The following is a 21,793-nucleotide window of genomic DNA, read 5'->3' on the forward strand; positions in this document are numbered from 1 at the left end:
GTCGGAACCGAAGCCTCTATCAACAGAGATTGCCGCTGTCACGGCTCTTGCAATGGGCCAACGCTTCATCGCGTCAGGATCGTCTCGGCCCATGCCGCGAAATCGTCCATGACGATGTCGCGATTCACCTCGTTCAGGCTTTCGTGGCGGGTCTCGCTGTAAACCTTTGAAACGAGATTCGAAAAGCCCATTTTGCGCATGCGTCCGGCAAGCTGGATGATCCCTTTGCCATAATCCGAGGCAGGGTCTTTTTCGCCCCCCACGACGCTGACGGGGAGGTCGCGCCGAACGCCGACGAAACCGGCGTCCCTGCCGCCATTGAGCGCCATCTGCACGACATCGCGCCACATCGACACCGAGGCGTCCCAGCCGCATAGCGGGTCGGCGATGTATTTGTCGACCTCGGCGGGATCGCGTGACAGCCAGTCGAACAAGGTGCGGTGGTTGGGCACCGCCTTACCCCAGGCCTGGAAGGTGAGTTTCGGCAGCAGGCGCGATGGGACGTCCGAGCCGAGCCGCATCCTTTCCCATGCAAGGATGCCGAGCGCCACCTGCCCGAGCAGGCCAGCTGAAAAATTGCCATTCCAGATGGCGGCGGCGTGAACGCGGTTCGAATGGGCCAGGAGAAAGTTCAGCGCCACGGACGCGCCCATCGAATGGCCGAACAGGATGACGGGCAGGCCCGGCTGCTCCCTGGCGATGAGATCATGGATGGCGCCGACATCGGCGATGACCTTGGCGGGGCCGTCCTCATGCGCGAACCTGCCCAGCGGTGCGTCGGGCGCCTTCGTTGCGCCATGGCCGCGATGATCGTGAACATAGACGCTAAAGCCGCGCGCGCCCAGGAAATCGGCAAAACGATCATAGCGCGCCGCATGTTCTGCCAGACCGTGATTGATCTGGATGACGGCGCGCGGATGGCCGTCGGCCTGCCGGACCAGAAGATTGAGGTCGGCGCCGGTCGGCGAACGGACCATGCGCTGCTGGCTGAATGACATTCAGTGATTTCCACCCTGGCCCGCCTCGGTGGCGCCGGCCTTGTTTGCGCCGGGGCCGGTTCAGCGTCAATCCGCCATTCCGGATTTCTCGCGATGATGTTTCTTGCGTCTGGCCGGTGGAATATCGCAATTCTGACATGGAGACAGCTTCAGTCTGTCGCCCACCTTTTTCATCCAGGGATTCCCATGCGCATTGCTGTTGTTTTCGGATTGGCCATGTTGGCGGCATCGTTAACGGGTGCGGCCCATGCCGACGTCAGGATGAGTGGCACCTTCGTTGCCGACGCCTCCTGTCCAGCGACGCAAGCCATCAAGAACGGCAAGAATCCCGGCAATGTCTCGACTGATGCCGGACAGAGCTATCAGCTGCTGGCGGGCAACAAGGATGCGCCGACGCACTATCTCATCCTGGTGCCGAGCGCAGATCCGGATCGGCGCTGGGTGAAGGTCAGTTGCGGACATCTCTCCGGCAGCAGCGCAGCAACGCTGCCGGCGACCCCCGGCGGGCAGGGCAAGCCTGCGGCGTCAGGAAAACCCGAATATGTCTTCGCGCTGAGCTGGCAGCCGGCTTTTTGCGAGACCAAGTCCAGCAAGAGCGAATGCAAGGCACAAAACCCGAATGAATTCGATGCCAGCAACTTCACCTTGCACGGCCTGTGGCCGCAGCCGAACGGGAACTTCTATTGCCAGGTACCGGCCAGCGACAAGGCCAACGACAGTCCGGCGCACTGGAAGGATCTTCCGCCTGTCAATTTGGACGCCGGCACGCGCACGGAACTCGACAAGGTGATGCCGGGCACTGCTTCGCAGTTGGAGCGGCATGAATGGATCAAGCACGGCACCTGCTACGGCAAGAACCAGCAGGAGTACTTTTCCGACGCACTCAGCCTGATGCGTGCGGTGAACGGCTCAGCGGTGCGCGATCTCTTCGCCAAGAACATCGGCGGCAAGCTGACGGCGGATCAGATCCGCGGCGCCTTCGACCAGGCCTTTGGCGCCGGCGCCGGCGATCGCGTGCGCGTCTCCTGCGTCATCGATCCGTCGAGCGGCCGGCGGCTGATCGGAGAGTTGACGCTTGGCCTTGCCGGTCCGATCGGCCCAAACAGCTCGCTCAAGGACCTGCTGCTGGCCTCGGTGCCGACCAACAAGGCCGGTTGCCCGACCGGAACCGTCGACGCAATCGGGTTCCAGTAGGTCCTGAGCTCATTCCAGCCGGCAGGCAGGCCGGGGCGCCAACGCCCGTTGTTGTGCGGCCTGTGATCGGTTCGATGCGGCGAAAGCGATTGCCGTTCGGCTCCGCATCGCCTACATAGCGGCCAACCTCCATTCAGATCGACAAATCAGTCAGTTTTTCAGGGAAAGCGCGCGTGGCACGCCAGTTCATCTATCACATGTCAGGCCTGTCAAAGGCCTACGGCACCAAGAAGGTGCTCGATAACGTTCATCTGTCCTTCTACCCGGACGCCAAGATCGGCATTCTCGGTCCTAACGGTTCGGGTAAGTCGACCATCCTGCGCATCATGGCCGGGCTCGACAAGGAGTTCCAGGGCGAGGCGTGGCTGGCCGAAGGCGCCACGGTCGGCTACCTGGCGCAGGAGCCGCAGCTCGACAACAGCAAGACCGTGCGTGAAAACGTCATGGACGGCGTCGGCAGGAAGACCGCCATCATCGAGCGCTACAACGAATTGATGATGAACTATTCCGACGAGACGGCGGACGAGTCGGCCAAGCTCCAGGACGAGATGGATCGGCTCAACCTTTGGGACCTCGAGCAGCAGGTCGAGATGGCGATGGACGCGCTGCAGTGCCCGCCGGCCGATTCCGAGGTGACCAATCTGTCAGGCGGCGAGCGCCGCCGCGTGGCGCTGTGCCGGCTGCTCCTGGAACAGCCCGACCTGCTTTTGCTCGACGAGCCGACCAACCATCTCGACGCCGAGACCACGGCGTGGCTGGAAAAGCACCTGCGCGACTATCCGGGCTCGGTGCTGATCATCACCCACGACCGCTACTTCCTCGACAACGTCACGGGATGGATCCTCGAGCTCGATCGCGGCCGCGGCATCCCTTACGAGGGCAACTACACCAAATATCTCGACGCCAAGGCCAAACGCTTGATCCAGGAAGGCCGCGAGGACGACGCCCGCCAGAAGTCGATCTGGCGCGAGCGCGAGTGGATCCAATCCTCGCCGAAGGCGCGCCAGACCAAGTCCAAGGCCCGTATCAAGGCCTATGAGGAACTGGTCGAGCAGTCGCAGAACCGCAAGCCGACCGACACGCAGATCGTCATTCCGTCGGGCGAGCGGCTCGGCAATGTCGTCATCGAGGTTGAAGGGCTTACCAAGGGCTTCGGCGATGAGCTTTTGATCGAGGACCTGTCGTTCAGGCTGCCGCCGGGCGGCATTGTCGGCGTCATCGGCCCGAACGGCGCCGGCAAGACGACGCTGTTCAAGACCTTCACTGGCCAGGAAAAGCCTGATGCGGGGTCGATCCGCATCGGCGAGACGGTCAAGCTCGGCTATGTCGACCAGAGCCGTGACGCGCTGGACCCGAACAAGACGGTGTGGGAAGAAATCTCCGGTGGCGCCGAAGTCATCAAGCTTGGCAAGCACGAGGTCAACAGCCGCGCCTATTGCTCGTCCTTCAACTTCCGTGGCGGCGATCAGCAGCAGAAGGTCGGCAACCTTTCGGGCGGCCAACGCAACCGAGTGCATCTGGCCAAGATGCTCAAAGGCGGCGGCAATGTGCTTTTGCTCGACGAACCGACCAACGACCTCGACACCGAGACGCTGAGCGCGCTCGAAGACGCGCTGGAAGCCTATGCCGGCTGCGCTGTCATCATCAGCCACGACCGCATGTTCCTCGATCGCATGGCGACCCACATGCTCGCCTTCGAGGGCGACGCGCATGTCGAATGGTTCGAAGGCAATTTCGAGGAGTATGAGAAGGACAAGGTTCGCCGCCTGGGCGCGGAGGCGGCGGCCCCGCACCGCATGACGCATAAGAGGCTGACGCGGTAAGGGCCGTTATTGCAGTGGCGGTTCCGGGTCGGCGACGACGGGATCGTCATCCAATTGGGATAGCCGGCTTGTCGCGCCGGTCATGGAAGGTGGCAACCGCCGCGAGGTCTTACCGTTGAACAGCCCAGCAAAGCCCGATTGGTCCGCCGCCCAATATTTGAAGTTCGAGGACGAGCGCACGCGTCCTGCGCGCGACTTGGTGGCGCAGGTGCCGTTCGACTTCCCCCGCAGGGTTGTCGACATAGGCTGCGGGCCGGGCAATTCGACGGAGCTTCTGGTCGCGCGCTGGCCGGATGCACAGGTGAGCGGCTTCGACACGTCTCCCGACATGATCGAGAAGGCTAGGGCACGCCTGCCCAATGTCAGCTTCGACCTTGCCGATGCCTCGACATGGGCGCCGGCTCAACCGGTCGATGTGATCTTCGCCAATGCCGTGTTCCAGTGGCTGCCGGAACATCCTGATGTCTTCCAGCGGCTGATGGGGTTTCTTGCGCCCGGCGGCGCGCTCGCCGTGCAGATGCCAGACAATATGGGCGAGGATTCCCACAGGCTGATGCGCGAGACCGCCGCCGAAATGCCGTTCGCAGCCAAGCTGAAAGGGGCGGCGCGCGCGCCGCTGCCGCCGGTGTCGTTCTATTATGATCTGTTGTCGCCACTCTCGGACCGGCTCGACATCTGGCACACGGTCTATAACCATCCGCTGGCCGACGCCGGGGCGATCGTGGAATGGGTGAAGTCGACGGGCTTGAAGCCTTTTGTCGACCCGCTCGATGCGGACGAGAAGATGCTGTTCCTCGAAAGCTACACGGCCAGGATCGCCAAGGCCTATAACAAGACCGCAAATGGCAAGGTGCTGTTGCGTTTCCCGCGCATTTTCATTGTCGCCAAGCGGGCTTGAACGACAACGTCGATGAGGAGCCGGGGCAGTTCGTGTGCAGCCGCGACGGTGCATGCTGGAACAACTCACAGACTAACACCAAACTGTGCGCATGGTGAGGGGACGTGGGAACCGGTTTAAGCTGGCATAAACCGGCTCAATGCGACAAGGGTTGCGCCGGGCCTCCCTTACGCCCACATCAAAGCCCCTGAACGCCTGCGGATGGGACGGACTGGACATGCATCGCGTCATCATCAGCGGTATCGGCGTCGAAATCCCCGAGCCAGAGATCAGCAATGAGGAACTGGTCGCCAGTTTCAACAGCTGGGTCGACACGGAAAACGCGCGCCGGTCGGGCACGGACCAGCCGCTGCTGCAGAAATCGGACAGCGACTTCATCGTCCACGCCTCGGGCGTGCGCAGCCGTCATGTGATCGAGCGCGAAGGCATACTCGACCCGACCCGTATGGCACCGCGCATTCCGGCGCGGCCGGACGATGCGCTGTCGCTGGAGGCCGAGTTCGGCATCGCTTCGGCCCGCAAGGCGCTTGACCATGCCGGGTTGCTGCCCTCCGATATCGACCTAGTGATCTGCTCGGCCTCGCACCACCAGCGGCCCTATCCGGCGATCGCCATCGAGATGCAGCAGGCCCTGGGCACCAAGGGGGCGGGCTTCGACATGGGGCTCGGCTGTTCCTCCGCCGCGGCAGCATTGCACATGGCGGTCAATCTCGTGCGTGCGGGCGCCCACAAGCGCATCCTAGTGACGACGCCCGAGATCATCACCGGCCATCTCAATTTCCGCGACCGGCAGACGCATTTCATCTTCGGCGACGCCTCGGTGTCGATGGTGGTCGAAGGGCTGGCACTCGGCGAGAAACGGCCGGGACGTTTCGAAGTGCTCGACACGCGCATCTGGACGCAGATGTCGAACAACATCCGCACCAATCTCGGCTACCACACCCGCACCGCACAGGACGATCCCTACAGGATCGATCTGGAGGGCAATCTGATCAAGCAGGTCGGCAACAAGGTGTTCAAGGAAGTCACCGTCGCCGGGCACAAATTCATCGTGGAGTTCCTGGCCGAGCACGGCCTGACGCCGCAGGCGGTGCGACGCTTCTGGCTGCACCAGGCCAATGCGCGCATGAACGCCATGATCCTGAAACTCTCATTCGGCCACGAGGTCGATCATGACCGCGCGCCCATGGTGCTGGAGCGTCTCGGCAACACGGCGGGCGCCGGCGCCATCGTCGCGCTGTCGGAGAACCATGCCGACATGAAGGCGGGCGACTTCGGGCTGATCTGCGCTTTCGGCGCGGGGTATTCGATCGGCGGCGCGCTGCTGCGGATGCTGTAGGACGCGCTTGCCGCTTCAGGCCGGCGAAAAGGGAACGAGCATCGGCACGCGGCGCGCGTAATCGTCATAGGCGGGCCCAAGCTCGCCGCGCAGGAAACTTTCCTCCAGCCTCGCCTTGATGACGATCCCGACAAGCAGCAGGGCGGCGCCCGCGACGCCCCATACCGTGCCCTTGACGGCCATGGTGGCGAGGACCGAAAGCAGCAGGCCGGTATAGATCGGATGACGGACAAGCGCGTAAGGGCCGGTGTCGATGATGCGATGATCGGCCTTGGCCGTTACCGTGCTGGACCACAGCCGGCCGAGATGCAGGCGGGCCCACCATGCACAGGCGATGCCGATGGCGATCAGGGCGACGCAAATCCAGGCTTGGGTGAGCGTCGGCGTCCAGAGCCGAAGCCGACCCACATAGCCGTGCGCCGGAACGAACAGCAGGACGGTACCGGCGAGCCAGAGAACCCGATATCGCGCCTCCGCCCTGAAATCCGCCCGCTTGCGCACGGGATCGGCCCATGATGCGGCAAGGATCCACGATACCAGCCAGAACAACCAGAGCGCGGCAACGGCGTGTCCCACCTGCATGACCCGAACCTCCTCCCGATCTGGCGCCATCGTCTATGCCCGCGGCGCGGCGGCAATGCGGCGCGCTGAGGACGGCAACGGCGTTTCCGGTAAGAAAGTCGTGATCGGCATCAAACGGCGTGATCGGATCATCAGCGCTTTCGACTGGACCGCATTGCGGAGGGCCTCTAGACGAGACTGATGCAGGAAACCAACCTCGACCTTTTTCCGGCGGACCTGACGGTCGACATCGTGCCGGGCCGCAAGCTGGCGGCAAGAGCGGCGGCGCTCTATGCCGCTCCGTTCGACCATTTCGAAACCAAGGCGGTCGAGGAATTGCAGTTGGGCTTCGACGGCATAGCGGGCGATTTTCATGCCGGGATAACGCGACGCTCCGGCGGGCGCGAACCCTGGTATCAGCGCGGCACCGAGATGCGCAACGAGAGACAATTGTCGCTGGTGTCGGCGGACGAACTCGCGCTGGTCGCCGAACGCATGGGCCTCAAGGAGATCAAGCCTGAGTGGATCGGCGCCAACGTGCTGATCGAAGGGATACCGCATCTTTCGATGCTGCCATCCGGCTCGCTGCTGTTCTTCAAGGGCGGCGTGACGGTCAAGATCGATGCCCAGAACAAGCCATGCCGCGTCGCCGGACACTCGATCTCCGAGCATGTCCGGGCGGCGGACCGCGACGCCACCGCGCTGCTCTTCCCGAAAGTCGCCAAGCGGCTGCGGGGCCTTGTCGCCTGGGTCGAGAAGCCCGGAATCGTCAGGTCCGGCGAGGAAATCTCCGTGCGGGTGCCCGAGCAGTGGATTTATCGCGCCTGACGAGGCAGCCTCGCCGCCGCTCGAAACGGCGTGGGCTGAGTGATCTGACTAGGCCTTGCGGTTCTTGTTGGCGCCTTGCGCCATGACGGAGACATGGTCCCACTTTTCCCAGGTGGCGATGCGGTTGGCGTATTCCTGTTTGATCATCGGCAGCCCGCCGTCGCCGAAGAATACCCTGAGAGGCGGCTCGGCCGCGTCGACGATGGCCAGCATCGCCGGTCCGGTGGCCTCGGGATCGCCGGCCACCGCGCGGCTGCGGCGCTCCGCCATGGCGGCGCGGACGGGCGCATAGGCGTCAAGCGCTTTCGAGACCTTTGCAGACGGACCGGCCCAGTCGGTGGAGAAGCCGCCGGGCTCGACCAGCGTGACATGGATGCCGAACTCGGCGACCTCGAGGCTCAGCGACTGGCTGAAAGCTTCCAGCGCCCATTTCGAGGCGTGGTAGAGGCCAAGCGAGGCGAAGGCATTGACGCCGCCGATCGAAGAGATCTGGATGATGTGGCCGGAGCGCTGCGCACGCATGATCGGCAAGGCGGCCTGGGTGACCCACAGCGCGCCGAACACATTGGTTTCGATCTGGTCGCGGGCTTCCTGCTCGCTGACCTCCTCGATGGCGCCGAAATGGCCATAGCCGGCATTGTTGACGACGACGTCGAGCCGGCCAAAGCGCTTGTGCGCCCCGGTGATTGCGGCATCGACGGCTTTCTTGTCGGTGACGTCGAGCTCTATCGCGGCGATGTTGTCGCCATATTTCTCGACGAGAGCGGCGAGTGTGCCGGCATCGCGGGCGGTTGCCGCGACGCGGTCGCCGCGGGCGAGCGCGGCCTCGGCCCAGACGCGGCCAAAACCTTTCGACGATCCGGTGATGAACCAAACCTTGTTTGTCATGATGAAGTCCTTGCCCGTGCAAGCTGGAATTTTTTCAGAGATAAGTGGAGGCCTCTCCGCTTTGTGCCATATACGGTGCGTCCCGCGACTTTCCAGAGGCGGTGGCGGAATTATTTGGACGGGAGCGGCGACCGGTCAGGGGTAGCGTACAGCGCTCGACCAGGCCGGATCCTTATGCTTGTCCCAATAGAGCGCCATCAGTCGGCCGGTAATCGCGCCGGGCCTGCCGTCCGCGACTGGGCTGCCGTCGATCATCGTGACCGGCATGATGCCGCCGGCGGTAGAGGTGATGAAGACCTCGTCGGCCTCGCGCAATGCCGCGACACTGACGTCCGCCGGGGTGGCGAAGAGGCCTTCCAGCGCACAGAGATCGAAGACAGTGCGGCGGGTTATGCCGGGTAGCACGCCGATCGCCGGCGTCGAGAGCTTGTTGTCCTTGATACAGAAGACGTTGAAGCCCGGACCTTCGGCGACATTGCCGTTGAAGTCGAGAATGAGCGCTGTCTCGGCGCCGCGGTCATAGGCATCGTAAAGGCCGCGCACCAGGTCGAGCCAGTGGTAGTTCTTGATCGCCGGGTCGATCGAGGCCGGCGGAATGCGCACCTTGTCGCTGATGGCGACATTGAGGCCGCGCTGTAACTGCTCGGGATTGGCGACCGAGCCGAACGGCACGGCAAACGCCATGAAGCGGTTGATCGCCTGGCGCGGATCGCGGCTGAAAGTAGGGGAAGCGCCGCGCGTGCACAGCATTTCGACATAGGCGGCGCTGTGTCCCGACAGTGCCACGCAATTGTGCAGGATCTCCGTCACGCCATCGCGGTCGAACGGGATCGTCATGCGCAATTTCTCCAGTCCGCCGAAGAAGCGGTCGAGATGCAGGTCAAGCCGGAAGAAGCAGCCGTTCCAGACATGCACCGTGTCGTAAGTGGCATCGGAATGCAGGAATCCCCAATCCAGCACCGAGATCTTGGCCTGCGACATCGGCAGGTACTGGCCGTCGAGGAAGGCGATGCCGTCGGGATAAGCATGCGGGTCGACGTGGCGGTCGCTCACCACAGGCAGCGGCCGTGTATCCTGTGCGGTCTGGCTCATCGGCACCTCCTTGCATCACAGGCTATCGGTGTCAGGCAGAGGGCATAGAGCCAGTCATCCGGCGTCGTTCGTCCTCGAAGTGAAAAGCTGCCAGCCATGCTACCGAGCGCCGTGCCGGACCGGCAACAGCTTCAATCATCCTCGTCGTCGGCGTCGAGCAGGCGGGTGGCGCGCCAGCGGGTAAGTACGACATTGGTCTGCTCGATGACGAAGAAACGCGCCGAGTCGCGGTCATAACCTTCGGCGAGCAGCTTTTCGTAGTCGGTATGGGCGTGGCGGATATGGGCAACCGTCGCCAGCCACACGGCAATGGTCGGCGGCAAGGTCTTCATGTGGACGGAGCCGGCATCCGCTCGGATCTTCTCCATATCGGCATAGGGCGCCAGCGGCAGAAGCGCGGTCAACGCCTTGGCGACGGCGCGCCGACGGCCGGTCGGCGCCTTCATCATTCGTCGCGCCCTTCGATGGTCGCCTCGGCAAAGGCATCGGTCGATGCGAAATAGGGTTTTATGTCGACCACCGGGGTGCCGTCGAGCACGTCGATGGCGTCGATCTCGATGCGCCCGGTGGCGAGGTCGAGCGCAACCAGTTTCGCCACATGCAGGCCGATCGGGTTCGGTCGGGCAGGGGAGCGCAGGCCGAATACGCCTTTTGCTTCAGCCGCATGGCGCGGTTTCTGCACGATCAGAGTCCGCGGCGCGTGGTGGAGCCACGACAGGATGACGAGATGGCTGGTGCGCTCCAGCCCTTGCAGGCCGGCGCGGTAGGGCGGGTCGATCGTCAGTGCTGCCGGCTGCCCGGTCTCGCGCGCCGCGCGCATGTTCTTGGGGCAGGTTTCGCGCGTCGTCCATGGTGAGGCGATACGGCCGATGAAGACGACGCCGCCATCCGCCGGCATCAGCGCCGGATCGATCTCGAGCCTTTTTTCACCCTCCCGCACCTCAAACATCTCACGCCGCCCGGTCATTTTATCCATCTTTTTGTTGACGCATGTCTTGCCCTGAAACCGCTACACATTTTTAGGCGCGACATGCACCGAGAAATCACGCCTGCGGCATTTTCTTGTCCGGAAGCGACATAGCGCTTGCAAGGCTGTGAAAATCGACATAAACATATGTTTATATCTTTTTCAAAGAGAATACGCTGATGCATGTCGCGCTCGACACCATGGTGGACACATTGAAGGCGGCGGCCGAATCGAGCCGCTTGCGCATACTGGCGCTGCTGTCGCGCGGTGATCTCACCGTGTCCGATCTTACCGAGATTCTCGGCCAGTCGCAGCCGCGCGTGTCGCGGCACCTGAAGCTGCTCCTGGAGGCCGGGCTGATCGGCCGTTACCAGGAGGGGTCGTGGGCTTTCTTCCGGCTGTCGGATACGGATTCCGCGCGCGACTTCGTGCTGCGGCTGGTCGCCGGCATTCGCGGCGCCGATCCGCAGGTCGAGCGCGATCTCGAGCGGCTGGCCTCGGTCAAGCGCAAGCGGCAGGACCGCGCGGCGGAGTATTTTTCGCAGAACGCGGCAAGCTGGGACCATATCCGCTCCCTGCACGTGCCTGACCGTGCGGTCGAGGCAGCGCTCATGAAGCTCGTCGGCAAGCGGCCGTTCCAGTCGATGCTCGATCTCGGCACCGGCACCGGACGCCTCTTGGAGATATTCTCGCCGCTCTACCGGCGCGGCATCGGCATCGACATGTCGCGCGAGATGCTGACCGTCGCGCGCGCCAACCTCGACAAGGCCGGCGTCTCCAATGCTCAGGTGCGGCAGGGCGACATCTTCTCGCCGCCGGTCGAGCGCGACGCCTTCGATCTCGTCACCATCCATCAGGTGCTGCATTATCTCGACGATCCTGCGCGCGCCGTCCATGAGGCGGCGCGGCTGCTGCGCCCTTCCGGACGGCTGGTGATCGTCGATTTCGCGCCGCATACCCTGGAATTCCTGCGCGACGAGCACGCGCATATGCGCCTCGGCTTTTCCGACCGGCAGATCGGCGAGTGGTTCTCCGAAGCGGGCCTTGATCTCGAAGATGCCCAGGAGTTCGAGCCGCGCGGCGGCACCGAGGCCAGGCTCACGGTCAAGCTCTGGCTTGGCCGCGACCGGCGCCTGCTGATCGCCGATCCTGCCAATGACAGCCAGCAGACCAAAGTGAGTTCGATAGGGGAAATCGCCTGATGAACCAGTTCCGCTTTTCCCGCCGCCCCGACATTGGCGACAAGGTCAGGGTTTCCTTCGAATTCTTCCCGCCAAAGTCCGACGAGATGGAAGCGAGGCTGTGGGACACGGTCACCCGACTGGAACCGCTGAAGCCGAAATTCGTCTCGGTGACCTATGGCGCCGGCGGTTCGACTCGGGAGCGCACGGCACGCACCGTAGGCCGCATCCTGAAGGAGACCAGCCTGACGCCGGCAGCGCACATGACCTGCGTCGACGCCCCGCGCCCTCAGGTCGATGCGGTGATCCAGGAATTCGCCGAGATGGGTGTGAAGCGGTTCGTCGCCCTGCGCGGTGATCCGGCCGCGGGCGTCGGCACCGCCTATCGTCCGCACCCGGACGGCTATGCCAATGGCGCCGAGCTGGTCGGTGCGCTGAAGAGCGCCGGCGATTTCGACATCTCGGTCTCGGCCTATCCGGAAAAGCATCCGGAAAGCCCCGACTTCGCCACCGACATCGACATGCTGAAGCGCAAGGTCGATAATGGCGCGACGCGGGCGATCACCCAGTTCTTCTTCGACAACGATCTCTACGAGCGCTATGTCGAGCGCGCGCGTCGAGCCGGCATCTACATTCCGATCGTGCCGGGCATCCTGCCGGTGCACAATTTCACCCAGGTCGCCAATTTCTCGGCGCGTTGCGGCGCGCTGGTGCCGGCATGGCTGGCCGAACGTTTCGACGGCCTGCAGAATGATCCGCAGACGCATGCGTTGGTCGCGTCGGCGGTGGCGGCCGAGCAGGTGCTGGACCTGGTCGAGCGGGGCGTGGGCGATTTCCACTTCTATACGATGAACCGGGCCGACCTCGTCTTTGCCGTCTGCCACATGATCGGCATCCGCTCGCATGAGGCGGAAGTGGCTGGCTCCGCAGCCGCCTGAACCGGGCTTGAGATGCAGAAAGGCCGGGTAAAAACCCGGCCTTTCAAACTGGTTGATTATTGGGTGCTGGTCTTCCCCGTTTTTGGCGGGTTCAGGGAAGAACGCCTATAATGAGGGCGCCGATGAATGCAAACGCAGCACAGATCATCAATGCGTTGATTGGCCTCGTAAGTCCCATGACATAGCCTCCTCTTAAAGAGCTATGCCCGGAGTCTAGGGTCATTTGTGCCACAGGCAAGCGGAAAATGTGCTGCATTGCGACGCGATTGTGGAGTTTGCGACCTCATTTTCGCCGTTAGGCGTTGAAACTTCTAGGCAAAAACCAGATACGAACCTGTGAATAAATTATGGCGGCTTCGTGTCGTTGGCATGTCATGGCAGCGCTACCCTGCGGATGAACAGGCGCCCGTCTATGATCACCAGGCCGAGACCGATCAGCATCATGCCGCCGATTTCGAACAATTCCAGCCGCTCGCCGAGGAACAGGAAACCGAGCAGCATGGCACTGACCGGCACGATCAGCGTCACCAGGGAGGCGTTGGTGGCGCCGGCCGAGGCGACGAGGTTGAAATAGAGGATATAGGCGAAGGCGGTGGACAGCAGCGCCAGCGCCAGCACCGCCGCCCAGACGGGCGGGGAGGCCGAGAATAGGCCGGCGGGACCGTGCGCAAGCAGCACGACCGGGATCATGATGATGGTCGAGGCGGTCAGCTGCCCGGTGGCAATGACCGGCGAGGGCACGCCCTTGAAGCGACGGGCGACCATCAGTGCGACGCCGTAGGACAACGATGCTCCGATCAGCGCGAATTTGGCCCAGACCGGGCCGCCGAGGCCGGCAACCAGGCCGGGGCCGATCATCACAGCCGTGCCGGCGACGCCAAGCGCAATGCCGGCCAGCTTGTTCCAGGAGAGCTTCTCGTCCGATGTCAGGGCGTTGGCGAGGATCAGCGTCCAGAACGGCGTGGTCGCATTGAGCACCGAGGCGACGCCGGCGCCAAGCTCGGTCTGGCCGGCGAAGATCAGCGAAAAAGGCACGACGTTGTTGGTGAAGGCCAGTAGGAAGAACAGTCCTGCATGAGGAAGGGCAAGGCGGGAGGATGGGCCGCGCAGGAAGAGATAGAGCTGTAAAGCGAGTGCCGCGATGGCGACGCGAAACAATACCAGCACCAGCGGGTGAAGCTCCGCCACGGCAATGCGGGCGAAGAAAAAGGAGCCGCCCCAGATCGCGCCGAGCAGCAGAAGCTGCGCCCACTCCTTGAGCGCCATCGGTCCGCGCGGTGCTGATGTCGCGGCTATTGCCATGTGATGCGTCCTCCCCGGACGGCCGAATGCAGGCAGCCAGACAGAAGCCATATCGGGTTCGCAGGCAAGAACCACCCGAAACCTGCCCGATGGCCTGTCTCCCCTGACAAAGCCTAGCGCCCTGCCGTCAGGCGCACGAGACACAGAATTGTTTTCATTGGCCGCTAGCTGGATTAATTGTGCGCAGGCTAGGTCAAGGATTCGTCCATGCAGCGATTCGAGAATGCCCGCGAGGCGGCACTGGCGCTTCGCCCGGACGATCCGGTCTACTGCTTCCGCCCGCAGGTGCTGAAGGCCGATGCCTTGCAGTTCATGGGCATGTTCGCCGGCAAGACGGCCTATGCGGTCAAGACCAATGGCGAGCAGATCGTGCTGAAGACGCTGGTCGAGGCCGGCGTCTCCGCTTTCGACGTGGCCTCGCCCGGCGAGTTCGCCGCCGTGCGCGCGGTCTCGGCCGATGCCGAGATGCTCTACATGCATCCTGTCAAGGCGCAGTCGGACATCAGGCTGGCGCTGGAGAAATACGGCATCCGCGTCATTGCGCTCGACCACGAGGACGAGATCACCAAACTGACGCGGGTGGTCAGGGCGCTCGACATCGACCCGGGCGCAATCAGCGTGTTCGTTCGAGTGCAGACCAAGGGCCATGCGGCCTACGAGCTGTCGAAGAAGTTCGGCGCCGGCCCGGCCTATGCGGTCGAGCTCGCCGAACGGCTGAACCGCACCGGCTACAAGGTCGGCCTGTGCTTCCATGTCGGCAGCCAGATCGAGGACCCCGACACCTACGAAAGGGCATTGGCTTCCGCCGACTGGGTGCGCAACCGGCTGACCTTCGACCTGGCCGGTCTCGATGTCGGCGGCGGTTTTCCGGCCGAATACGGGCATGATCCCAACCGCAAGCAAGTCGCGATGCCGTCGCTCGGCCAGATCATGTCGCGGCTTTCTGGAGACCTCAAGGAATACCAGTTCGACCAGATGCCGCTGGTGGCCGAGCCCGGCCGGGTGATCGTGGCGCGCTGCCTGTCGCTGATCGTGCGGGTGCTGTTGCGCAAGGGCAAGCGGCTCTACATCAATGACGGCATCTGGGCGTCGCTGTCGGATTCATGGACCGGCAAGATCACGCTGCCGGCACGCTTCATTCCCGATCCGGCGATCCGCACGCGCAATGGCGACGAGAAAACCATCGTGCCGTTCAAGGTCTGCGGCGCGACCTGCGATTCCGTCGACATATTGTCGCGGCCGTTCTGGCTGCCGGAAACCGTCGACACCGGCGATTGGATCGAGATCGGCCATATCGGTGCCTATTCGCTGTCGCTGAGAACCCGCTTCAACGGCTTTTATCCCGACACTTTCGTCGAGGTGGCGACGCCGTTCGACGAAGGCGACGCGCCGGTGGGATTGGCGAGTCTGGAGACGATGGCGGATTAAGTAGGGAGTAGGGAGTAGGGAAATGGCTCCGTCACTACTTACTACTCACAGCTTCGCTAAAAGCTCCGGCGTCGGCCAGCCGTCCACGGGCAATCCCAGCCGCGTCTGCTCCTTGCGGATCGCTTCGCGGGTGTTGGTGCCCAGGATCCCGTCGACCGTGCCAACATCATAGCCCTTGGCCTCCAGTTTGGTCTGCAAAGCCTTCATCTGCTCGTTGTTGAGGCCTGGTTCAGGATTGCGCGGGTCGATCGGTGGCGCGCCGGCAAGCCGCGCGGCAAGATTGGCCGCGGTCAGCGCGTAGGTGAAGGACTGGTTCCATTCGAGATAGACGTCGAAATTTTCGTAAGTGAGGAAGGCCGGCCCCTTGCGGCCCATGGGCAGCGCCAGCCCGGCCTTCAGGCCCTTGTCGACCAGCGGCGAGCCGTCGGGATTGGTAACACCCCTCTGCGTCCACTGTGTCAGCGGCAATTTGTTTGTGCGCCCGGTCTGTTCCCATGGCATCTCGTCGGGCACGCGCACTTCCTGGATCCAGGGCTCGTCGCGTTTCCAGCCGCGCGACAGCACCTTGTTGGCCGTCGTCATGATCACGTCCGGCACGCTGCCCCGCAGGTCGATCTTGCCGTCGCCGTCGCCGTCGACGCCACGCGCAAGATAATCCGAAGGCAGGATCTGCGTCTGGCCGATCTCTCCAGCCCAGGCGCCGTTGACGTCGGCCGGCAGCACGCCATGGTCGATCAATTCCAGCAGTGGCACCAACTGCTGCCGGAACAGCTGCGGGCGGCGGCAGTCATGGGAAAGCGTCACCAGCGCGCTGAGCGTATGGAAATCGCCCTGCACGGCGCCGAAATCGGTCTCCAGGGCCCAGAAGGCGGTGATGACCGGCGCCTGGACGCCGAACTGCTGGTCGGCGCGGGCGAAGATATCGGCATATTTCTTCATGTTCGCCGCGCCCTGCTTCAGCCGGTAGGCCGAGATCATCCGGTTGGAGAATTCGATGAAGGTCTGGGTGAAGACGCCCTGCGCACGGTCGCGCGCCAGGGCCCTCTCGTCGAAGCTGGCATCCTCGAGCGCTTCGAGGCCGACAGGGCCGACACCCGCCGCCTTGGCTTCCGCAGCCACGCCCTGCTTCCAGGTTTCGAAGTCGCCGCCACATTCCTGCGCCATTGCCGGCAAGGCCGTGGCGCACAGGAACAGCACCGCGAGGGCTTGGGGACGCAGTCGCATAAACTTCCTTTCGACATTCAGGATTCCGGGCGGCCTGGCTGTCCATCTGGATGCGCGTCGCCCCGGAACACCGGCGGCTGCACTCTTGGCCGCCGGCCGTGTCGAAAGCAGGCGGCAGGCCCGGTGTCAACGGGTGTTCTGCAGCAACCCTTCCTCCGGGCGGCTTGGCACCCGTTGACACGGTGTCAACGGGTGTTCTGCCTCAACCATTTGTCCCAGGCGGCTTGGCTGCCGTTGAAGACGTTTATATCGGACTTGCCGATCATGCCGGGAACGATGCCGGTTCCCGTATACTGCCAGAAGGTGAAGGGGTGGCTGCCATATTTCTGACGCGGGTGGCCGGCGACGGAGCGTAGCCAGTAGGGATAACCGCGGAAGGTCGACAGCTCGTTGTCTTCAAAGAAGTCTACCGACGTGTAGATGATCGGCTTCTTGCCGTAATGCCGCTCGACGATTTCGAGGAAGGTGGTCATCTCCGCGCGCACGGTGGCCGGGTCGGGGCGCAGCCTGCAGGTCGGCGATTTCGGGTTCCATTCCATGTCCAGCACCGGCGGCATGGCCGAACGGTCGACGGGGACGTTGCGGATGAACCAGCGCGCCTGTACCGCCGCCGGAGTGCAGAAATAGAAGAAATGATAGGCGGCACGAGGAACGCCGGCGGCTTTGGTGCGCGCCCAATGCTCGTTGAAATAATCATCGAAACGGTCGCCGCCCTCCGTCGCCTTGATGAAAGCGAAGGAAATACCGCTGGCCTTGGCGGTCGGCCAGTCGACCGAGGTCTGGTATTTTGAGACGTCGGTGCCGTGAACTGCGTAATTCCAGGGCGCGCCGCTGTCCCATTCATGCGGCTTGGAATCGGCGAAGCGGGGCGCGCGCACCGCAACCGAAGGGGTGCTGGATGGCGACAGTGGCGACAGATCCTCCACGGTCGAGCATGCGCCGAGCAGCGTCAGCATGAAAAGGGCCGCAAGACGGCGCATCGCAACTCCCGAGCCGGTTGCAGCCGGTCGCTGATGGGTCTGTGCACTGATGGCCGGCGCTTGGTCTGGCCCCCGCCGGACGATCGCCCCACAGCATCGCCCGGTATATCGCCAAAACGCGCATTTTTTCGGCGCGCTTTGATTTTGTTTCCTGCCGTGATCCCAAAAACGCGGCGCGCTGTTGGGCGACATGCACCTGTGATCGCCGATCATGGTTGATATCTGGTTGACGACGCTCGACAAGGCCCATGATTTTGCGGAAGCAATGGCGGCAAATCGATGACATGGATCGAGCCTGGATTCGGGGGCGGGAAAGATGCGGATCATTGCCAAGATCGTCAAACGGCTGCTCGGCCTGGTGGTGCTGGCGGTCGTGGCGCTGTTTGGGTGGCTTTATTTCGCGCCGCCCGAACTGATCCGGGTCGGCTCGGGCTATTCGGCAAAGATCGTCTGCTCCAACGTTTTCATCGCGGGGCGCGACGCCAACGAGGTGCTTGCCATCGACGTGCAGGCGCCCGGTCATCCCTTGCTCAAGCTGATGCGGGTCTCGGTCGACAAGAACCGGGGCACAGTCTCCGCCGGCCTGCTTGGCTTCCTCGGCAAGAGCATCGCGGTTTTCCGCGACGGGCTGGGCTGCGCCTCGGTTCCGGATGGCGATGTCGGCAAGGCGCGGCGCACGGCGATCCATGTCGAACCCTCGGCGGCAAGACAGGATGCGCTGTGGCCGGAAGGCGAGCGGGTCGAAGCCTCGCAGAACTCGGAGGTGGCGAAGATCGTCGACGATGCCGCCATGACCGGCGCCGGCATGCGCGCCGTGGTGGTGGTCAAGAACGGCCGCGTCATGGCGGAACGCTATGGCGAGGGCTTTTCCGCCCGAACGCCGTTGCTCGGCTGGTCGATGACCAAGACGGTCAATGCCGCCATGGTCGGCACGCTGGTCAAGAACGGCAAGATGGCGATGACCAACCAGGGCCTTTTCGCGCCGTGGAAGGCCGATGGCCGCGCCGCGATCAGCCTTGCCGACATGATGGCGATGTCGAGCGGGCTGGAATTCAACGAAGACTATGGCGACGTCGCCGACGTGACGCGCATGCTCTATCTCGAACCCGACATGGCGGGCTTTGCCGAAGCCAAGCCGCTCACGGGCGAGGGGGGCAAGGTGTTCTCCTATTCGAGCGGAACGGCGGTGATGCTGTCGCGGCTCTGGCAGGATGCGGTCGGCGACAAGGCCAAGGCGTTGACGTGGCCGCGCACCGCGCTGTTCGAGCCGCTGGGCATGCACAGCGCCGTGCTCGAGACCGACGAACAGGGCACGTTCGTCGGCTCATCCTATCTCTACGCCACCGCCCATGACTGGGCCCGCTTCGGCCAGTTCCTGCTGCAGGGCGGGGTCTGGAACGGCAACCAGATACTGCCGGCCGGTTTCGTCGACTGGATGCGCGAACCTGCGTCGGCCTCGAAAGTCTACAGCAAGGGGCAATTGTGGATCGAGGCGCCGGGCGACGAGGAAAACCCCGGTGCCGGCGTGGCGGCGGGCCTGCCCAAGGACACCTATTGGATGGAGGGACATGATGGGCAGACCGTCGCCATCATTCCATCCGAGCAATTAGTGGTGGTGCGGCTCGGCCTGACGCCGGCCAAGCTGGGCTACAGGCCGCAGACCATGGTCGGGGCATTGGTGAAGGTGCTGCGCTAGCCAATCAGCTGCTCGGCCGGACCACCGCCAGCCAGGCGTAGCCGCGATAAAGTGTGCGGAAACGGAAGGTTGCGCCGATTTTTCGCGATTCCGATTCCAGCACCTCGCGCAACATTTCACGGGGCGTGACGTGGAATTTTCTGAGCCAGCCGCGAAGCAGGGTCCGAAACCAGTCCGGCAGGCCTTCCTGCTGGCCGAAGTCGACGATGTGCAGGGAACCGCCCGGAGCGAGCGTTGCCAGCGCGGCGGAGACCGTCTTTTCCCAGCCTGCGATCATCGACAATGAATAGGACACGAAGACACGGTCGAAGCTGTCGCGGCCGAACAGCGCCTTTGCGTCGAACTCCGTGGCGTCGCCCCTTGCCAGCATGACGCGATCGGACAGGCCTTCGCGGGCAATCGCGGTGCCCGCGGTCTCCAGCATCTCTGCCGAAATGTCGAGGCCATAGAAGCGCGCGCCGGGAAAGCTGCGGGCGGCGAGGATGATGTTTCGCCCGGTGCCGCAGCCGAGCTCCAGCACCGTGCCGCCCGGCGGAACGTCCAGCCCTGATATCAGCCGGTCGCGGCCGAGCAGATAATATTTGCGGGTCAGGTCGTAGATGTGACGCTGCCAGCGGTAGACACCGTCCATCAGTTCGGCGTGATTGGTCGGCAGCTCGGTAGTGCTCATGAGGCGCGCTTCACGTACAGATGAAAGCCGCCATAGATTGCCGAGCGGTCGCGGGTGGAGAATTCGCGCGAGGCATCGCTCTCGTAGCTCCACTGGTCGAGCAGGGAAGCGGAGACGCGGCCCGGCAGCAGACTTGGCTCGGCCGCAGTGCGGAAGATGACACGCGCGCCGGCGGAGGCGGTGCGGGTGATTTCCGACCACAGCGCATTGAGCTGGTCGTCGGTCATCCAGTCCTGCGCGTCGAGCAGGATGAAACGGTCGACGGAACCCGCGTCCTTGCCTGCCAGGAATTCGATCAGATTGGCATGATGAATGGCGACGCGGTCTACATTGCCGCGAATGGCCTCATAGTTCTGCCTTTCAAGATAGGCGGGCAGGGCGGCTTCGCCGGGTTGGGGGTAGCGCCTGGCAAAGGCTTGCCAAGCGAAATAGTTGTTTTTCAATGGAAAATCGCAGGCGAGCTTTTCCAGCCGGGCTTTCAGCACACTGGCCATGGTACCGTCGCCGGACGTGATGAGAGAGTCATATTGCGCCGGCGGGATGCCGAGGCCGAACAGCGAGGCCTTGCGCGAGGTCGCCCATTTCAAAAGCGGCTTTTCGAACACCGGGGCCAGTTCCTGGTGGAAGAAGCGGCGCTGCTCGCCAATGTTCCTGGCCTGCATGATGCCGGCGGGGTCGACGCCGAAGAATTTAGCCGTGCGGTGGCCCATAGCGATGAACAGGCCAAGCAGGCCGGTCTGGTAGAAATTGCGGTCGAAGACGGCGATGCGCCTGATGCCGCGCCAGTTGCGGCGCTCCCAATAGTGGCGGCTGACCGGATCGAGATGCGGCGCGATGAAGCGGTCGTAAGCCTGAGAATTGTGGTTGTTGCCGGCGGCACCGAAGAAGCGAAACAGGTCGCCCTGCGAAGGCAGGTGGCGCACCGCCTCCAGCTTCATGCGGTTCAGGGCTATGTGAGCGGCATTGAGATCGACGGCGTCGATCCTGGCCGGCGACCGGGTGAGATAGGCCAGGATATTGCAACCGCCGGAGGCAATAGTGACGACGCGGTGGCCTTCGCCAAGCTGCATTGCGTCCATGTCGACATCGGGATCTTCCCAGATCTGCGGATAGACCAGGCCCGAAAACAGGAAGGCGAACAGCCGTTCGGAAATTCCTGCCTTCGACAGGGGGCGGTTCTGGTAGACGGCTTTTCCAACTTCCTTGCCACGGCGAAAGATCAGATCTGCGGAAACGTCCGTCATGGCAAGGTGATTCCCCATTTGCTTTGCCGCAAGCGGGTAACGCCCGGCTATGACAGGTGGATGACAGCGATCCGCACAGGGGAGCGCAAAGCTGTTTCACCCCCGGGGAGGCGCAAGGGGAGGATGCGAGCGATGTTACATGCGGAAACGCATCGTTACGAAACCCATGGCTGAGTGATGCATTTCCTTCTCGACCGTTCACTGCAACGTGAGCGTGTGTTGAAGGAGAGATATCATGAAAAAACTCATTCTTGCGTCGGTGTCCGCGCTTGCGCTGCTCGGCGTCGCTGCATGCAGCGACAGCGGCACGGGGACGGATAACACCACCACCCAGAGCACCAATCCGCCGGCCGAGCAGCCAATGAAACCTGCTGCGCCCGCGGATAATTCGACCAAGCCTGCCGAGCCGGCTCCGGCAACGCCCGCTCCTGCGCCCGCGCAGTAGTCATTAGTACCTGTGTTCTGGCGAGGGCCGGCGTCTTGCCGGCCCTTCGCCCAGGCGGGTAGTGGTTCCGACACGAGTTCGATTGTCGTCGGAGGTA

21 protein-coding genes are annotated in these 21,793 nt (G+C 63.4%); 10 read left to right on the forward strand and 11 right to left on the reverse strand.

Features of this window, described 5'->3' with window-relative positions; all coding sequences use genetic code 11:
- Positions 1-65: 65 nt before the first annotated feature.
- Entirely contained in the window at positions 66-998 is a 933-nt protein-coding gene (locus FJ490_RS11235) for an alpha/beta hydrolase (protein WP_140521230.1), read from the reverse strand.
- Between the two features lie 186 nt (positions 999-1,184).
- Between FJ490_RS11235 and FJ490_RS11240 the strand changes: the two genes are divergently transcribed.
- The 4 genes from FJ490_RS11240 (at position 1,185) to FJ490_RS11255 (ending at position 6,252) form a co-directional block, all read left to right on the forward strand.
- The gene (locus FJ490_RS11240) at positions 1,185-2,192 is read left to right on the forward strand and encodes a ribonuclease (protein ID WP_140521229.1); all 1,008 of its coding nucleotides are present in this window, start codon (positions 1,185-1,187) and stop codon (positions 2,190-2,192) included.
- Positions 2,193-2,365: 173 nt separating this feature from the next.
- Positions 2,366-4,015: an energy-dependent translational throttle protein EttA gene (gene ettA, locus FJ490_RS11245; RefSeq protein WP_140567404.1), complete on the forward strand. Its 1,650-nt coding sequence runs from the start codon at positions 2,366-2,368 to the stop codon at positions 4,013-4,015.
- A 115-nt stretch (positions 4,016-4,130) separates the two neighbouring features.
- Entirely contained in the window at positions 4,131-4,913 is a 783-nt protein-coding gene (gene tam, locus FJ490_RS11250; RefSeq protein WP_246681921.1) for a trans-aconitate 2-methyltransferase, read from the forward strand.
- Positions 4,914-5,130: 217 nt separating this feature from the next.
- Entirely contained in the window at positions 5,131-6,252 is a 1,122-nt protein-coding gene (locus tag FJ490_RS11255) for a beta-ketoacyl-ACP synthase III (protein WP_140559509.1), read from the forward strand.
- Positions 6,253-6,267: 15 nt separating this feature from the next.
- Here FJ490_RS11255 and FJ490_RS11260 read toward each other — a convergent pair whose 3' ends face one another.
- Positions 6,268-6,834 (reverse strand): isoprenylcysteine carboxylmethyltransferase family protein, encoded by a 567-nt coding sequence (locus FJ490_RS11260; protein WP_140557515.1) that lies wholly within the window; start codon positions 6,832-6,834, stop codon positions 6,268-6,270.
- Between the two features lie 180 nt (positions 6,835-7,014).
- Here FJ490_RS11260 and FJ490_RS11265 point away from each other — a divergent pair, with 180 nt between their 5' ends.
- Complete coding sequence (locus FJ490_RS11265) at positions 7,015-7,641, forward strand: MOSC domain-containing protein (protein WP_140685479.1); 627 nt, start codon at positions 7,015-7,017, stop codon at positions 7,639-7,641.
- Positions 7,642-7,689: 48 nt separating this feature from the next.
- On the opposite strand, the gene FJ490_RS11270 is transcribed toward FJ490_RS11265, so the two are convergent.
- From FJ490_RS11270 to tsaA, 4 genes are all read right to left on the reverse strand, one after another.
- Complete coding sequence (locus FJ490_RS11270; protein ID WP_140559512.1) at positions 7,690-8,529, reverse strand: SDR family oxidoreductase; 840 nt, start codon at positions 8,527-8,529, stop codon at positions 7,690-7,692.
- A gap of 135 nt (positions 8,530-8,664) precedes the next feature.
- Positions 8,665-9,621 (reverse strand): aminotransferase class IV, encoded by a 957-nt coding sequence (locus FJ490_RS11275; RefSeq protein WP_140559513.1) that lies wholly within the window; start codon positions 9,619-9,621, stop codon positions 8,665-8,667.
- A 131-nt stretch (positions 9,622-9,752) separates the two neighbouring features.
- Complete coding sequence (locus FJ490_RS11280) at positions 9,753-10,067, reverse strand: DUF2293 domain-containing protein (RefSeq protein WP_140495859.1); 315 nt, start codon at positions 10,065-10,067, stop codon at positions 9,753-9,755.
- Complete coding sequence (gene tsaA / locus FJ490_RS11285) at positions 10,067-10,588, reverse strand: tRNA (N6-threonylcarbamoyladenosine(37)-N6)-methyltransferase TrmO (RefSeq protein WP_140516630.1); 522 nt, start codon at positions 10,586-10,588, stop codon at positions 10,067-10,069. The genes FJ490_RS11280 and tsaA overlap by 1 nt, the downstream gene beginning before the upstream one ends.
- A gap of 179 nt (positions 10,589-10,767) precedes the next feature.
- On the opposite strand from tsaA, the gene FJ490_RS11290 reads away from it, so the two are divergent.
- Together FJ490_RS11290 and metF are read left to right on the forward strand one after the other, a co-directional pair.
- A complete protein-coding gene (locus tag FJ490_RS11290; RefSeq protein WP_140567399.1) occupies positions 10,768-11,790 on the forward strand; it encodes a metalloregulator ArsR/SmtB family transcription factor in 1,023 nt (340 codons plus the stop codon).
- A complete protein-coding gene (gene metF / locus FJ490_RS11295) occupies positions 11,790-12,707 on the forward strand; it encodes a methylenetetrahydrofolate reductase [NAD(P)H] (protein ID WP_140521221.1) in 918 nt (305 codons plus the stop codon). Before FJ490_RS11290 ends, metF begins: the two co-directional genes overlap by 1 nt.
- Before the next feature lie 372 nt (positions 12,708-13,079).
- Here metF and FJ490_RS11300 read toward each other — a convergent pair whose 3' ends face one another.
- On the reverse strand, positions 13,080-14,009 hold the full coding sequence (locus tag FJ490_RS11300) for a DMT family transporter (RefSeq protein WP_140567395.1): 930 nt from the start codon (positions 14,007-14,009) through the stop codon (positions 13,080-13,082).
- A 207-nt stretch (positions 14,010-14,216) separates the two neighbouring features.
- Here FJ490_RS11300 and FJ490_RS11305 point away from each other — a divergent pair, with 207 nt between their 5' ends.
- A complete protein-coding gene (locus FJ490_RS11305; RefSeq protein WP_140630895.1) occupies positions 14,217-15,437 on the forward strand; it encodes an alanine racemase in 1,221 nt (406 codons plus the stop codon).
- Positions 15,438-15,482: 45 nt separating this feature from the next.
- Here the strand turns inward: FJ490_RS11305 and FJ490_RS11310 are convergent, their stop codons facing one another.
- Both FJ490_RS11310 and FJ490_RS11315 read right to left on the reverse strand, forming a co-directional pair.
- The gene (locus FJ490_RS11310) at positions 15,483-16,661 is read right to left on the reverse strand and encodes a lytic murein transglycosylase (protein ID WP_140729190.1); all 1,179 of its coding nucleotides are present in this window, start codon (positions 16,659-16,661) and stop codon (positions 15,483-15,485) included.
- Positions 16,662-16,846: 185 nt separating this feature from the next.
- Positions 16,847-17,641: a GH25 family lysozyme gene (locus FJ490_RS11315; RefSeq protein ID WP_140516622.1), complete on the reverse strand. Its 795-nt coding sequence runs from the start codon at positions 17,639-17,641 to the stop codon at positions 16,847-16,849.
- Between the two features lie 316 nt (positions 17,642-17,957).
- On the opposite strand from FJ490_RS11315, the gene FJ490_RS11320 reads away from it, so the two are divergent.
- Positions 17,958-19,337 carry a serine hydrolase gene (locus FJ490_RS11320; RefSeq protein ID WP_140729189.1) on the forward strand — a complete coding sequence of 460 codons (1,380 nt, stop codon included), beginning with the start codon at positions 17,958-17,960 and terminating at the stop codon, positions 19,335-19,337.
- A 4-nt stretch (positions 19,338-19,341) separates the two neighbouring features.
- Here the strand turns inward: FJ490_RS11320 and FJ490_RS11325 are convergent, their stop codons facing one another.
- Both FJ490_RS11325 and FJ490_RS11330 read right to left on the reverse strand, forming a co-directional pair.
- Positions 19,342-20,007 carry a class I SAM-dependent methyltransferase gene (locus FJ490_RS11325; RefSeq protein WP_140630900.1) on the reverse strand — a complete coding sequence of 222 codons (666 nt, stop codon included), beginning with the start codon at positions 20,005-20,007 and terminating at the stop codon, positions 19,342-19,344.
- Complete coding sequence (locus FJ490_RS11330) at positions 20,004-21,251, reverse strand: DUF3419 family protein (RefSeq protein WP_224680971.1); 1,248 nt, start codon at positions 21,249-21,251, stop codon at positions 20,004-20,006. Before FJ490_RS11330 ends, FJ490_RS11325 begins: the two co-directional genes overlap by 4 nt.
- 235 nt (positions 21,252-21,486) lie before the next feature.
- Here FJ490_RS11330 and FJ490_RS11335 point away from each other — a divergent pair, with 235 nt between their 5' ends.
- Positions 21,487-21,696 (forward strand): hypothetical protein, encoded by a 210-nt coding sequence (locus FJ490_RS11335; RefSeq protein WP_140495184.1) that lies wholly within the window; start codon positions 21,487-21,489, stop codon positions 21,694-21,696.
- The last annotated feature ends 97 nt before the right edge of the window (positions 21,697-21,793 follow it).

Source organism: Mesorhizobium sp. B2-5-11 (genome assembly GCF_006440835.1).
Classification (GTDB): Bacteria; Pseudomonadota; Alphaproteobacteria; order Rhizobiales; family Rhizobiaceae; genus Mesorhizobium.

What these genes read in the sequence shown, in the direction of transcription:
- FJ490_RS11260 (WP_140557515.1), bottom strand. Translation starts at nt 6,834, where the DNA reads ATGCAGGTGGGACACGCCGTTGCCGCGCTCTGGTTGTTCTGGCTGGTA.
- FJ490_RS11280 (WP_140495859.1), bottom strand. Translation starts at nt 10,067, where the DNA reads ATGAAGGCGCCGACCGGCCGTCGGCGCGCCGTCGCCAAGGCGTTGACC.
- FJ490_RS11270 (WP_140559512.1), bottom strand. Translation starts at nt 8,529, where the DNA reads ATGACAAACAAGGTTTGGTTCATCACCGGATCGTCGAAAGGTTTTGGC.
- FJ490_RS11240 (WP_140521229.1), top strand. Translation starts at nt 1,185, where the DNA reads ATGCGCATTGCTGTTGTTTTCGGATTGGCCATGTTGGCGGCATCGTTA.
- FJ490_RS11275 (WP_140559513.1), bottom strand. Translation starts at nt 9,621, where the DNA reads ATGAGCCAGACCGCACAGGATACACGGCCGCTGCCTGTGGTGAGCGAC.
- FJ490_RS11325 (WP_140630900.1), bottom strand. Translation starts at nt 20,007, where the DNA reads ATGAGCACTACCGAGCTGCCGACCAATCACGCCGAACTGATGGACGGT.
- FJ490_RS11315 (WP_140516622.1), bottom strand. Translation starts at nt 17,641, where the DNA reads ATGCGCCGTCTTGCGGCCCTTTTCATGCTGACGCTGCTCGGCGCATGC.
- tsaA (WP_140516630.1), bottom strand. Translation starts at nt 10,588, where the DNA reads ATGACCGGGCGGCGTGAGATGTTTGAGGTGCGGGAGGGTGAAAAAAGG.
- FJ490_RS11335 (WP_140495184.1), top strand. Translation starts at nt 21,487, where the DNA reads ATGAAAAAACTCATTCTTGCGTCGGTGTCCGCGCTTGCGCTGCTCGGC.
- FJ490_RS11255 (WP_140559509.1), top strand. Translation starts at nt 5,131, where the DNA reads ATGCATCGCGTCATCATCAGCGGTATCGGCGTCGAAATCCCCGAGCCA.
- FJ490_RS11330 (WP_224680971.1), bottom strand. Translation starts at nt 21,251, where the DNA reads ATGACGGACGTTTCCGCAGATCTGATCTTTCGCCGTGGCAAGGAAGTT.
- metF (WP_140521221.1), top strand. Translation starts at nt 11,790, where the DNA reads ATGAACCAGTTCCGCTTTTCCCGCCGCCCCGACATTGGCGACAAGGTC.
- FJ490_RS11265 (WP_140685479.1), top strand. Translation starts at nt 7,015, where the DNA reads ATGCAGGAAACCAACCTCGACCTTTTTCCGGCGGACCTGACGGTCGAC.
- FJ490_RS11310 (WP_140729190.1), bottom strand. Translation starts at nt 16,661, where the DNA reads ATGCGACTGCGTCCCCAAGCCCTCGCGGTGCTGTTCCTGTGCGCCACG.
- FJ490_RS11290 (WP_140567399.1), top strand. Translation starts at nt 10,768, where the DNA reads ATGCATGTCGCGCTCGACACCATGGTGGACACATTGAAGGCGGCGGCC.
- FJ490_RS11305 (WP_140630895.1), top strand. Translation starts at nt 14,217, where the DNA reads ATGCAGCGATTCGAGAATGCCCGCGAGGCGGCACTGGCGCTTCGCCCG.
- FJ490_RS11235 (WP_140521230.1), bottom strand. Translation starts at nt 998, where the DNA reads ATGTCATTCAGCCAGCAGCGCATGGTCCGTTCGCCGACCGGCGCCGAC.
- FJ490_RS11300 (WP_140567395.1), bottom strand. Translation starts at nt 14,009, where the DNA reads ATGGCAATAGCCGCGACATCAGCACCGCGCGGACCGATGGCGCTCAAG.
- FJ490_RS11320 (WP_140729189.1), top strand. Translation starts at nt 17,958, where the DNA reads ATGCGGATCATTGCCAAGATCGTCAAACGGCTGCTCGGCCTGGTGGTG.